Origin of the sequence: Pontibacter korlensis, from assembly GCF_000973725.1 — a bacterium.
Classification (GTDB): domain Bacteria; phylum Bacteroidota; class Bacteroidia; order Cytophagales; family Hymenobacteraceae; genus Pontibacter; species Pontibacter korlensis.
Genome location: NZ_CP009621.1, coordinates 4,608,354 through 4,620,738 on the forward strand (window position 1 = coordinate 4,608,354; position 12,385 = coordinate 4,620,738).

Annotated in this window: 9 protein-coding genes; 6 read left to right on the forward strand and 3 right to left on the reverse strand. The window is 46.3% G+C overall.

Going from position 1 to position 12,385, the window contains the following annotated elements; translation table 11 throughout:
- Positions 1–17: 17 nt before the first annotated feature.
- Complete coding sequence (locus PKOR_RS19865) at positions 18–485, reverse strand: hypothetical protein (protein ID WP_046312988.1); 468 nt, start codon at positions 483–485, stop codon at positions 18–20.
- Positions 485–1,504 (reverse strand): hypothetical protein, encoded by a 1,020-nt coding sequence (locus PKOR_RS19870; protein ID WP_046312990.1) that lies wholly within the window; start codon positions 1,502–1,504, stop codon positions 485–487. Before PKOR_RS19870 ends, PKOR_RS19865 begins: the two co-directional genes overlap by 1 nt.
- A 904-nt stretch (positions 1,505–2,408) precedes the next feature.
- Here PKOR_RS19870 and PKOR_RS24880 point away from each other — a divergent pair.
- The 6 genes from PKOR_RS24880 to PKOR_RS19895 all read left to right on the forward strand — a co-directional run bounded on the left by PKOR_RS24880 (position 2,409) and on the right by PKOR_RS19895 (position 11,260).
- On the forward strand, positions 2,409–2,600 hold the full coding sequence (locus tag PKOR_RS24880) for an IS110 family transposase (protein WP_148561755.1): 192 nt from the start codon (positions 2,409–2,411) through the stop codon (positions 2,598–2,600).
- Between the two features lie 38 nt (positions 2,601–2,638).
- A complete protein-coding gene (locus PKOR_RS19875; protein WP_235336852.1) occupies positions 2,639–2,938 on the forward strand; it encodes an IS110 family transposase in 300 nt (99 codons plus the stop codon).
- Between the two features lie 612 nt (positions 2,939–3,550).
- Complete coding sequence (locus tag PKOR_RS19880; RefSeq protein ID WP_046312991.1) at positions 3,551–8,446, forward strand: RecQ family ATP-dependent DNA helicase; 4,896 nt, start codon at positions 3,551–3,553, stop codon at positions 8,444–8,446.
- Complete coding sequence (locus PKOR_RS19885; RefSeq protein WP_046312993.1) at positions 8,439–9,200, forward strand: hypothetical protein; 762 nt, start codon at positions 8,439–8,441, stop codon at positions 9,198–9,200. The genes PKOR_RS19880 and PKOR_RS19885 overlap by 8 nt, the downstream gene beginning before the upstream one ends.
- Positions 9,201–9,267: 67 nt before the next feature.
- Entirely contained in the window at positions 9,268–10,200 is a 933-nt protein-coding gene (locus PKOR_RS19890) for a DUF3987 domain-containing protein (RefSeq protein ID WP_052738977.1), read from the forward strand.
- Between the two features lie 82 nt (positions 10,201–10,282).
- Positions 10,283–11,260, forward strand: coding sequence for a DUF6371 domain-containing protein (locus PKOR_RS19895; RefSeq protein ID WP_046314687.1), 978 nt, complete (start codon positions 10,283–10,285; stop codon positions 11,258–11,260).
- A 614-nt stretch (positions 11,261–11,874) separates the two neighbouring features.
- Here PKOR_RS19895 and PKOR_RS19900 read toward each other — a convergent pair.
- The gene (locus tag PKOR_RS19900; protein ID WP_046312995.1) at positions 11,875–12,360 is read right to left on the reverse strand and encodes a hypothetical protein; all 486 of its coding nucleotides are present in this window, start codon (positions 12,358–12,360) and stop codon (positions 11,875–11,877) included.
- Positions 12,361–12,385 lie beyond the last annotated feature (25 nt).

Sequence of the window (12,385 nt, forward strand, 5' to 3'; positions counted from 1 at the left end):
GTTTACCACCGCTATGCCTAGATAGTATCTTTCCTATCTATGGTGACCGTCCTGACATTAGGTGTGCTGACGGCTTTGTTAGTGATACCGATTGAGCCTGGGTTTTGTGAGATAAAATCTTCCAATTCAGCAACAGAGTTGAAAAAATACGGAGCTGATGCCTTTCCTTGAAAGACTAGGGCAAGCCAGTGTTTGTTTAACTCGTCTGGCTTCATTTCGAAAACAACTTTGCAGATTGTTGCCCCTAGCGTATTGTTGGTTTTGATCAACGCAATCACCACTTTCGTTCCATTGCTCCAACGCTGTTTTTCCCCCAAAAGCACAGACTGCAACTCATTGAAAGACAAAGCGGCAGGTGCCCCGTTTTGATGGGCAATAGCAGTGAGGGTGTCTTGAGCACGTGCCTGGGGTGCTGTTAATAAGATCAGCAACAAGACTAGGAATCTGGCCATGGTATGCTTGAGGGTTTTATTTGAGTTCTCCATTAAAAACCAATGGCGAATTGGGTTGATACTGTGTTCACAGGTGAAAGCATCTCTGAACGCTGGTGTTGGTATTCTAATTTGATTACAGCAAGGTAATTTATTTGATACCTTATTCCTGCTAAATAGGAAGACGTATTATTCTTGTGAAACCCCAATTCTCCTTCCTGAAAACGGAGGTTATCATAACGTATGTAAGGTATTATCTTTTCAGTAGCTTTATATCCTGCATAGATATAGGAAGATAAGGATTTACGCGTTCCCGTGGAATCTGTATGTGTGACTCCTGCCATGCTTTCAACCAAAAACTCAACATTTTTGCCGAAACTAGCGATGGATCCTGTCACTAAATTTTCTTCCAACCTCCAGGCCATTACCTGCCCATTATGTAGCTCAACCCCTTTGTCAATGACATCATGATAATAAGAAACCCCTATTCGTAGGGTATTTGTTGGTTTTATGTGTCCTGCAAGCGTTATAGACTTATAGCTGTCATTATCCATAACGTCTGTTGACCCCAGCCCATTTCCAAACATAATATCATAGCCAAATTTCAATGGGCCCAAGTTAAGGCCTTGTATACTAACGCCTGTTGTATGGAGCGGAAAGAGTTCAGAGGAGAAAAGCAAAGGCCTGGATATGGTTGGAAAGAAAACCCTTCCATGGTGGTAGGTGTCGTTCCAGTAATTAACAGGAGTATGATGCTTACCGAAAAGTATGTTGTGGTTCCCTAAAATGTTGTATTTTAAGATAATGCGTTCAATGCTTACAGAGAAATTTGTTTCTGAAAACGGGTCAAACTTGAAAACAGTTTCTCCCAAAAAGGACAAGCGATCACTGATATCAGAAGTGATAAACAAATCCTGCTCACCTAAACTAAAGAAGAGCCCATTACTGGAGTAAGTTGCAGAAGCATCTACAAATCCCCTAATTTGCGTGTTACTTTGGCAGTAAGCACTGGTATAAAAAAGAAATAAGAACCAGCAAAAAACATGAATTATACCTTTGAAGAAAAGTCTCATAAGCTATATGTTAATTTTGCAGAAGTTCCGATTGTACTTTATGTCATACTTTTATAAGGGCTTTGAATGATTTATTATGCAGAAGCTTATAGGTTCTGGGCACCCTGCAATTGCATTCAATTATTCTCTGGTCATACTAAATGCATCTGGGCATGTACTTAAAAAAATAATACAAGATAAGCTATACAGCCACTTTGGTCTTTTTCTCTTGCTAAAGAGTTTATGACTTTCCTCTGTATTTACATTACAGAAAGTAACTTATTATTAAGATGTTCAGATTAAAACCTGCAAATCTGAAACAATAAAATAGAATTCCATTTATCATAATACTGTTATTAAGTAGTACGAAAAAAAATATTTTAAATTTAAAAAATTTTGTTTTTTAAGTAATATCTGAAACTATGGCTATTTCAGTCTCCCTTGATAAATAGTTATTTTGTGATTTGACAGTTTTTATGATCATTATACTAGATGAAGGCCTTTACAATCAAGACAACTGAAGCTTGAACTATATCATCAATAAAATATAAATATTAACATATTACTCTTCTACTAAAGGATAATCACCTATGGCGATCAAATGCATGTTGATAAGGTTCGATAATTTACTCCTTTGGTCTACACGAAAGGCCTTCAGTTAACGCTGAAGGCCTTTTACTTTTATAGCAGGTTTTAGAATGGTCCTTTCATCGTAGTTAGACTAGGTGCATTGACCAAGGGGAATGAGAGACTGAGGGGCAGGTAAGTCAGCAATACTATACCGTAAAAAAGGAAGCTCCATTCCCCCTTACCTTTTCTCTGAGAGTCTGGACAGTACTTAAGGCTATCGATGAGGATAAGCAAGTGTAAGACAAAAGGCAAGACGAGGGAGAAAGAAAGGTCGCTCACTTTAACCACTCATGCTATGGAACAGATCACAAGACAGTGCGTGGGCATCGACATTGCCAAATTGAGCTTCACCGCCTGCGTTTGCAAACTCTCCCCCAACTCCGGCCTGTGCTTCTCCCAGGTGGCAACCTTTGACAACAGCACCAGGGGCTTCAACCAGCTGCTCAAGTGGGCGCGCAAGCAAACCACTGGTGCCTTGCCCTCATAAACAACGCCAAACAACTCACCAGCTACGCCGGCTTCGATGTGGTGGAAAGGGAGTCCGGCACCAGCGTCAGGGGCAAGACCAGGATACCCAAGAAAGGCAACGGCAGGATAAGGGCGGCCCTTTACTTCCCGGCCCTGGTGGCAAGCCGGCACAACACTGCCCTGCGGGCTGTTTACCAGCGCATCAACGCAGGGAAAGAGAGCAGGATGGTGGGCGTGGTAAGCCTGCAGCGCAAACTGCTGCTGCTCATCTACTCCATGTGGAAAAACGACACGGTATTCCAGGACAGGAACATAGCTGCCGGAGATCAGGAGAGAAAGCCTCTCCTTCGGCAATAGAATATACGGAAGATTCTACTAAAATGTGTTGATTTTTAACACAGTACCTTTTTTTAAGCACTTCGGACACTATTCGGACGCTAAATTTCAACCTACCTAATGCTAGAAGTACTTCTTCAGCTCTTTCTATATCATGGTTAGTTGATTATGTAATCACATTTCTTTGTCAAACGGATCTATAAGAAACCTAAATCGAGCAAAGCTCCCGCTATTTCCCTCGAATCAAATGATTTGTAAAGTGCGCCTTTAAACTCCATCTATTTTTTTATAGTCAACCCAAGTATCGAAAACCCCTGCTTCTCTTTCCTTTCCAAACAACATAGCACTTTTGCTTACACATAAATCAAGCTTTACTTATATTAGATTTATTATCTTTTTTTTCTTTATTTAACCAAAAATTTCATCCTCAATAAAGTCACCCCTACAATAAATGTCTTTAAACTTAAATATAAAATTATTTTGTATTGGGTTAATGGCTTTAAAGAGGTAACAATAAAATATCTAGCATTGATGTAAGAGGTGTCAATGCATCATTCTAAAGTATAATTGTTCTTGATTACAGATGTTAAGACATAATCAAGAAAGCTTAATCAACTCCTCGGGGCTATACAAATGGAGCACGTTGCATTCTTTGATCTTGAAGTCAGTAAGCAGCCCAAAACGAGAATCCAAAGCATCGGGGCATGGTTTAGAGGCAGCACCCTGCACAGCACATCAGTTCACGATTTTGAGGTGTTTCAGCAGAATGCACGATTCCTGTGCGGACATAACATCCTAGCACATGACTTACCCATCTTAAAATCTGCTGGGGCTCCAGCACCTATTTTTCATAAGCGTTTTATTGACACCCTCTACCTGTCGCCGCTCTTCTTCCCAAACCGTCCTTACCATCGGCTAATTAAAGACTACCGCCTGGTAAGCGAGCACTACAACAACCCGGTAGAAGACTCTAAAATAGCGGCAGATCTCCTGCAGGATTGCATTAGTGCTTATTACAATGTGCCGTCAATGCTAAGAGAAGTCTTAAATAGGCTCCTTTACACTGACACATCATTCAGTGCTTTTTTTGAGCTTATAGAGGACACTTGGTTAAGGAATGAAGAGAAAGCGCTTGAAGAACAGATTAGATTATACTTCCAGAACAGAATCTGCGAGAACACAGACCTGGGCACACTCATCACTCAGTTACCTGTTCCTTTAGCCTATGCCCTGTCTCTGATCAATGCTCCAAACCAAGGCTCTATCATTCCGCCCTGGCTCCTGCACCGCTTTCCGGAGATCGTTACTGTTTTACAACAGCTCAGAGGCACTTCCTGCCAGCAACCCTCCTGCCACTATTGCGAAAAGTATCTTTCGCCTGTAGCAGGTTTACAAAAATATTTTGGCTATGAAGGATTTCGGAAGTTTACTCCCAACGAGCAAACTCCCCTACAGCAACAGGTAGTTGAAGCCGGACTAAAGGGAGAATCACTCGTGGCTATTTTCCCGACGGGTGGTGGTAAATCGCTGACGTTTCAATTGCCTGCCCTCATGAAGGGGGAAGCAAACCGTGGATTAACCGTTGTAATATCTCCCCTGCAGGCGCTCATGAAAGACCAGGTGGATGTGCTCCGAAACCGCTTCGACATAACCACTGCCATCGCTATCAATGGGTTGCTTTCTCCATTGGAGCGTGCTGATGCCATTCAGACGGTGCAGGAAGGTGGCGCAACATTACTTTATATTTCACCTGAGTCACTGCGCTCCAATACCATTTACCGCCTCCTCAAAGGCAGACAAATTGAACGATTCGTAATTGACGAGGCACACTGCTTTTCTTCCTGGGGACAGGACTTCCGGGTAGATTACCTCTATATCGGTCGCTTCTTAAAGGAACTGGCTGAAGCAAAGAACCTGCAACATCCTATACCTGTCTCCTGCTTTACCGCCACGGCTAAGCCTGAGGTAGTGCAGGATATTGTGAAATATTTCAAGGAGCAGACGAATCTGGATCTTAAGCTGTACCAAACCAATGCTTCCCGTAAAAACCTGACCTACAATGCCTCAAAAGCCGAAGGAAAGGAAGCCAAGCTACAGCAGTTAAAAGACCTGTTGCAGGACCTGACGGAGCCGGCCATTGTGTATGTGAGCCGAACGAAGACGGCTGAGTTTGTTGCGGAGGAGCTTAAAAAGTCAGGGATCAAAGCTGCAGCTTTTCATGGCAGAATGGAGTCTGATCTGAAGATCAGGATTCAGGACAGCTTTATGGCTGGCGACACCAATGTGATTGTGGCCACCTCCGCTTTCGGGATGGGCGTTGATAAGGAAAACGTAAAGCTGGTCGTGCACTATGACATCTCAGACTCACTGGAGAACTACCTGCAGGAGGCAGGTCGTGCTGGCAGAAAGCCAGACTTACAGGCTGACTGCCATTTGCTCTTCGATGAGAACGATCTGAACGATCACTTTGCTCTCTTAAACCAAACAAAGCTTTCCAAAAAAGAGGTTGGGCAGATATGGAAAGCTGTAAAGGATTTTAAGCGGCTGAAGTTCACGAAATCTGCCTTGGAACTGGCCAAGCAGGCTGGCTGGGACACAGATATGATGAACCTGGAAACGCAGGTTAAGGCCGCCATAGCCGCGCTGGAAGATGTAGGCTACCTAAAGCGGCAAATGGACTCGCCCCGGATATTTGCTCAAAGTATCCTGGTGCGCAATGTAGAGGCTGCGAATAAAATCATACAGGCCAACCCAGACAAATTTCCGGGCGATCAACTACAACAGGCTGTAAGGATCTTTCAGTACCTCATCTCCCGCGAAGACACGATGGTTGACGCGCTTTCTGATCATTTGGGTATTGAAAAAGAAACAGTAGTTAGGATCCTGCTTTACTTCAAGGAGCTCGGTTTGCTTGGCGATACCAGAGATCTGACAGCACTCATAAACCCTGCCCGAAGCGAGAAGAACTCTGAGCGTTGCTACCAGCGCTATGCGAAACTGGAGAAGGCGCTATTGGAGGCATTGCTACCATCTGAGGATTCACCGGCTGTTTTCCAGATGCACCTGCGGGACATTAATGAGAAGCTGATTGACAAAGGATGTGATGACAGTTCCATAGAGGCGATCAGGAACCTGCTGCAATTCTGGGAGCACAAGCATTACATCAAGAAAGAGCGGCTGGATGCCCATACCCTGCTTTACCGCATTGGCTTCCGCAAAGAAAAGCAGGAGATAAAGAAAGCAATTCATGACCGCCTTACCCGGTCAGCAGATGTCGTGCAGTGGCTCTGCCAACAGAACGCGCTCGAAATAGCCAATAAACAGAAGCAGGATGAGGCTGCCCTCGAGTTCTCGATGGTGGAGATGAAAAAGCAGGTGGAGCGGAATAACATCATGCTGCCGAAAGCCTCGCTCACGGAGTATGAGGCTGACCTGCTATACCTGCACATCATTGGCTCCATCAAACTGGAAGGTGGTCTGTTTGTACTCTATAACCCGATGACCATTGAGCGGCTCATAGAGGATAACAGAAAGCAGTATACCATTGAAGACTACAGCAAGCTGGAGCGTCATTATGAGAAAAAGGTAGAGCAGATCCATATCATAGGCGAGTACGCCAAAAAGCAGCTCCGCAACCACATCGAAGCCCTTAGCTTCGTGGATGACTATTTCCGTCTGGGCTATGAGGCGTTTGTGCAACGGCATTTCCGAAATGCTAAGGGTAAGATAAAACAGCCTATTACTGATAAGAAGTACCGGGAAATTTTCGGGGCTCTATCAGAAAGCCAGCTAAAAGTCATTCAAGACAACAAGAGCCCTCACATTTTAGTGGGTGCCGGCCCTGGCAGCGGTAAAACGCGGGTGCTGGTGCACAAGGTGGCCGCTTTGCTGATGATGGAGGACATCAAGCCGGAGCAATTCCTGATGCTGACCTTCTCCCGCCCTGCCGCTACCGAGTTTAAAGAAAGGCTGCATAAGCTGATCGGCAAGTCAGCCTACCACATAGACATTTATACCTACCACGGCTTTGCCTTTCAGCTTTTGGGCCGAGTTGGCGATCTGAAGAAATCTGACAATGTTATCAAGCAGGCTACAGAGGGATTGGCAAACGACGATGTTCCAAGCGACCGGCTCAAGTGCAAGAGCGTGATTGTGGTAGATGAGTACCAGGACATCAGCCAGCAGGAGTACGACTTCCTGAACAAGATTATCGAGTTGGCTGACGATGTGCGCGTGATCGTGGTGGGAGACGATGATCAGAACATCTACGAGTTCAGGGGTTCTTCCGTGGCCTTTATGCGTGATTTTGTGCGGGAAAAACAGGCAAAAAAGTACCTGTTCAGCACTAATTACCGGGCTTGCTTTAACCTGGTAGATTTCTCTAATCAATTTCTAAAGCTTTTCAAATCCGACAGGCTAAAAGCTGATTTGCCCCTGATGGCCTATAAGCAGACCTTTGGAGATATCCGCCTGACGCGTTACAAGCCTACTTCTGACCTGGTGACTCCTTTGGTGCAGGATGTAGTAAAGCAAAAGCTTACAGGTACCGTAGCCGTGCTAACGCATACCAATGAGGAAGCCCTGCTAGTACAAAACCTCTTGCTTCAATATACTATACCTAGCCGCCTAATCATGGCGCAGGATGGCTTCTCTTTGCGACAGTTGCTGGAAATGAAGTGCTTTAGCTGGTACATACGCGATAAAGTTAGCAGCGAGCTTGGCTTTATCGCGAAGGAGGACTGGGAGCAAAGCCGCAACCGGATGGAGCAGGAGTTATCCGGTTCATCTAATTTAGGCCTGAGCTTAGAGGTGATAGCTGAATTTGAGCGCATTAGCGGCGAGCGAAAGTTCTGGTCGGACTGGCTAGCTTATGTACAGGAAGCACGTGCCGAGGATTTTATTTACCCGGAGGCGAAAAAGGTATTAGTATCTACCATGCACAAGGCCAAAGGAAAGGAGTTTGACCATGTGTTTTTGCTACTAAAAAATTACAAGCTGGAGAAAGAGTCGAATAAGCGTGTCGTGTATGTGGCCATTACCCGAGCCAAGCAATCCCTGCATATCCATACTGACCAGTCTTATTTTGACCAGATAAAAGTTGATCAGCTGACGAAAGTCGAAGACCATACCCTATACCCGGCGCCGAAAGAGCTGCGACTGGAAACGAGTATGAAGGATGTGAAACTAGGTTTCTATATGCAGCCGCATACTAAAGAGTTGGTTAAACAACTAAAGGCTGGTACTTCTCTAGAGCTGCCAAGAGATTCCGCAGATGGTTTGTTGTTCACAGCTGCTCCTGTCGTAGCCTTCTCTCAAAAGTTTAAGCAAGAACTCGCCAAGTTATTTACCCAAGGCTATACCCTACAAAGAGCCGAAATAGCGCATGTTGTAGTTTGGTATTGCGAGGATGACGGGAAAGAATATCGAGTGGTTTTGCCAAGGCTCTTTCTTACAAGACAAACTAACAGGTCTAATCTAGACAAACACAGTATAGAAAATTCTTCCCTTACTAGTTGCGAATATGAATAAAGAAGAGGCTTATATTATTCTGGATGCATTGGCCGAAGGATGTTCCCCTTTCACCGGTGAACTTTTAGAGAATGAATCCATATTGAACGAGCGGAAAATTATTAGAGCCCTTCAGGTGGATCTTGATGCATTGAATGTGAGACCAATTCCGAATCAGCAGCTTAGCCCTAAATCGGCAACCTCAGTGGATGTAAAAACTGTGATGGCTGTGACAGGTGTTATGAAGGCCGCTAGTTTGGTGCCCACTGTAAGTAAACTAACAAAATATCTATTGGGCAGCAAGCAGTTCAAAAACAGTGAGATTACAAAGCATGAACTTTATGGCTCACTCAGACATGAGTTTACTTACACATCCTTAAAACCAATTATAGCTCAATTGGCACAAGATAATCATGACATTTCAGCGGCTTTGGTTGTTGCTCCAAAAGTAAAACCGTGGGACAATGTTGATTACTTTGAGCAACCGACATTTTGTACCCTCTCGGATAAGGGAATTAATCAATTAAAAGAAAAAATTACTGAATTAGGGATGCAAAAGCATCCCCCACTCCTTTCAGACTATATCATCCAAGCACGAACTGTTTATGCAAGAGCATATGAACCTTGGTCAGCGAAAGAATTTGAGTTTTTAAGTAAGGTTTTAAAATACACCAATGATTTGCAGCTCCTTTCTTCATGTTTCCAACGAGGTGAAAACTCACTTAGAGGAGTAGGTAAACGATTAGTACAGGAGGGCAAGGTAAATGAGGCGTAGTTTGAGTTTATGATATGAGTAGTTGATATTAAGGCAGCTAATTGCAGTTAGAGAGATCACATCGGGGATGTCCAAAAAGCAGCGCGACCCGGCCCAGCAGGAAGAAATTGAAAAGCCTGTGCTCAGGAAGATACTCGTCTCCGACTTCACGCAGGAGGCACTCACAGAGGCCCACAGCCACAACAGCAGGGGCGTATACGTGCAGGTCGATGAGCTGGCCGGCTTCATCAAAAACCTGAACCGCTACTCCAGCGGCGGAGAGACAGAGTTCTGGCTCAGCGCCTGGAGCGGCAAGTCCGTTAGCGTGGACCGCCTCTCCAGAATGTCGCTTCGCATCAGGCGCCCTTTCATCCCCATCATCGGCACCATTCAGAACGGGGTGCTGCTGCAGCTCTCCAAGGACGGCAAGTCAGACAACGACTTTCTGGCCCGCTTCCTTTTCGCCATGCCCGAGGACGTGAGAAAGGAGCGCTGGAGCCACACAGCGCTTGACCCGGTACACACCTACAACTGGGAGAAATACCTCTCCTTTCTGCTGGAGCTGAAGCTGGAAGTGGATGAGTGGGATACGCCGGTGCCTCGGCAGCTTCACTTTTCGCAAGCCGCATGGGCAAGGCTGCAGGAGTGGCAGGGCCATAACACGGATTTATGCAATGAGGCCGAGAGCGAGGCGCTAAAGGGCGTTTATACCAAGCTGGAGCCCTACACCATCCGCCTTGCCCTCGTCCTGCAGTTGATGGCCTACAGCTGCAACGAGGCGGAGAGAACGGCGATAGAGGAAAGAGCCGTAGAAGGAGCCATCAAACTGGTGGAGTACTTCAGGAAGACGGCGCAGGTGGTACAGCTCATCGTGCACCGGGAGGACCCGCTGGACCGCTTTGACAACGGCAAAAGAAGGCTCTACGAGCAACTTCCGCAGGGTTTCTCTACAGCCGAGGGCCTGACCACAGCCCAGCGGCTGGGGGTGCCGGACCGCACCTTCAAGAAGTTCCTGACCTAGAAGACCCTGTTTGCAAGGCCGGCGCACGGCCAGTACGAGAAACTGCTTTAACACAGTTGCATTTTCATATCTTACCTCTGCTATGACCCAACACCGCTTCACCCTTGAGCCCTACGGCAACGGCCGCAGCACCCGCTTTTCCTGCCCCAGCTGCGGAAAAAAAAGGCAGTTCACGCGCTACATCGACACCGAGACGGGCCGGCACCTGCATGATAGCGTGGGCAGCTGCAACCGGAAAAGCAAGTGCGGCTACCACTACACCCCCAAGCAGTACTTTGCCGATAACCCGCACCTGCAGGAAAAGGAAAGCTTAACTTGGGCACACCCCACAGCCGGCAAAGTCCAGCCTAGTGGCAATCCTAACATGCTTCTTAGGAAGCCAAGCGATGCGCAGCTGCCTGTCTCCTACATTCCCGATGACAAGTTCAGGGAAAGCCGCAGGCACTACGGCCAGAACAACTTTACCCTCTTTTTAAGAGGCAGGTTCGGAAAGGAGGCAGCAGAAAAGTTGATCTCGCGCTACCACGTCGGCACGTCCAAAAAGTGGCCAGGCGCCACGATCTTCTGGCAGCTAGACCGGGAGGGGAAGGTCAGGACGGGCAAGATCATGCTCTACGACAAGAGCACGGGCAAGCGCGTGAAGAAGCCGTACGCGCATCTCACCTGGGTGCACAAGGCGCTGGGCCTAGAGGAGTATAACCTGAGGCAGTGCCTGTTCGGAGAGCACCTGCTAGGTCAGTTTCCCAGTAAGCCGGTGGCCGTGGTGGAGAGCGAGAAAACGGCGATTATCTGCTCTTTGCTCCTGCCCAGGTACGTATGGCTGGCGCTGGGCGGCCTGTCCATGCTGACGGCGGAGCGGTGCCGGGTGCTGAAAGGCAGGGAGGTCACGTTATTCCCGGACCTGGGCGGCTATGAGAAGTGGAAGGAGAAGGCGCAGGGGCTACAGGACATCGCTTCCTTCACAGTATCAGACCTTTTAGAGCGTATTGCCAGTGAGCGGCAAAGAGAGGAGGGGCTGGATATAGCCGACTTCCTGCTGGTTTTGCCTACCAGTCCCTGATGCAGGCTAGCCTAGCATGCCTTGTTCATGGACTGTTTCGGCCGGAGTACGGTGTACTGCATAGCGGGTGGTATGTTTTCTAAGGCAAGACACGAAAATTGCAATAGAAACTTGGCACCTCTCCCCCACTAGCAGGCTTTTAAAAGCCCCTGTAGCTTAAAATACCTTTGACAGGAAGTAAAAAGGCCGGTGTGATATGTCATTAAAACGGCTGTAGGAGCGGTAAAAGTCTATTGTTGAGCCGTTGCGGGCTTGTAGCAACAATACTAGATAACCCTTTGCAACAGCACAGGAGAGCATGTTCCAACACGTCCGCAACGGCGTATGCTAGAACACAGCATGAATATAAGTGGTTAATTTTGCGGTTATTCACCACCTCTACTCAAAATCCAAAGGGCTTATCGGAACAAGGGATACATAAGGCAACAACAGCATTATGTTTTGTTGTTGCTGTCCAACGTGCTGATGTAGACGATGTGCGAGGCGTAGCCAAAGCCTAAACTATGAACCTTGTTGTACTACGTCTTTTTTTCTCCTAACGTGTTGGTATAGCAGATGGCAAGGCGCCAGCCGAAGCATGACTGCTATACCAACACGTTAGGAGAAATTATTTTTTACTTCCTCCTAACAAACTTGATAACCTGGGCTGCACTATCCGCAGTTACTTCACCTGTGCCATCGTTGAATATTGGTATCCAATCGTGCTGAATCCAAGTCATTCTTGAATCTGATATGCCTATAATCTCAACAGGGGTGTATTTGACTCCCTCATGAACTTGGTAGAAGTAATCTTTTTCGTCTACTTCCACTACAACATATTCATCAACGAAGACTTCATCAAAGGTCGCAGGCTTTACCCGTTCGTCAGAAGGAATAATGATTTTTCGGTACCTTCCATCAAAATCATAGTACCACCCCATATCAACCGTTACCTGGTGTATCAAATTCTTTTGTTCATCATAGTACTTCTTTGTTAAGGTGGTACAGGTCCACTTCCCCTTTATCAATTCGGCTGCTGTATCTGCTGGCTTTGTGTCTTCTTTATCACAGGCTGATAAGAGCAGGGTAAGAAGCAGTGGAAGGTGAAAAAGCTTTTTCATTTATATAAGTTGATGATATTTTATT

What these genes read in the sequence shown, in the direction of transcription:
- PKOR_RS19880 (WP_046312991.1), top strand. Translation starts at nt 3,551, where the DNA reads ATGGAGCACGTTGCATTCTTTGATCTTGAAGTCAGTAAGCAGCCCAAA.
- PKOR_RS19885 (WP_046312993.1), top strand. Translation starts at nt 8,439, where the DNA reads ATGAATAAAGAAGAGGCTTATATTATTCTGGATGCATTGGCCGAAGGA.
- PKOR_RS19890 (WP_052738977.1), top strand. Translation starts at nt 9,268, where the DNA reads ATGTCCAAAAAGCAGCGCGACCCGGCCCAGCAGGAAGAAATTGAAAAG.
- PKOR_RS19900 (WP_046312995.1), bottom strand. Translation starts at nt 12,360, where the DNA reads ATGAAAAAGCTTTTTCACCTTCCACTGCTTCTTACCCTGCTCTTATCA.
- PKOR_RS24880 (WP_148561755.1), top strand. Translation starts at nt 2,409, where the DNA reads ATGGAACAGATCACAAGACAGTGCGTGGGCATCGACATTGCCAAATTG.
- PKOR_RS19895 (WP_046314687.1), top strand. Translation starts at nt 10,283, where the DNA reads ATGACCCAACACCGCTTCACCCTTGAGCCCTACGGCAACGGCCGCAGC.
- PKOR_RS19865 (WP_046312988.1), bottom strand. Translation starts at nt 485, where the DNA reads ATGGAGAACTCAAATAAAACCCTCAAGCATACCATGGCCAGATTCCTA.
- PKOR_RS19870 (WP_046312990.1), bottom strand. Translation starts at nt 1,504, where the DNA reads ATGAGACTTTTCTTCAAAGGTATAATTCATGTTTTTTGCTGGTTCTTA.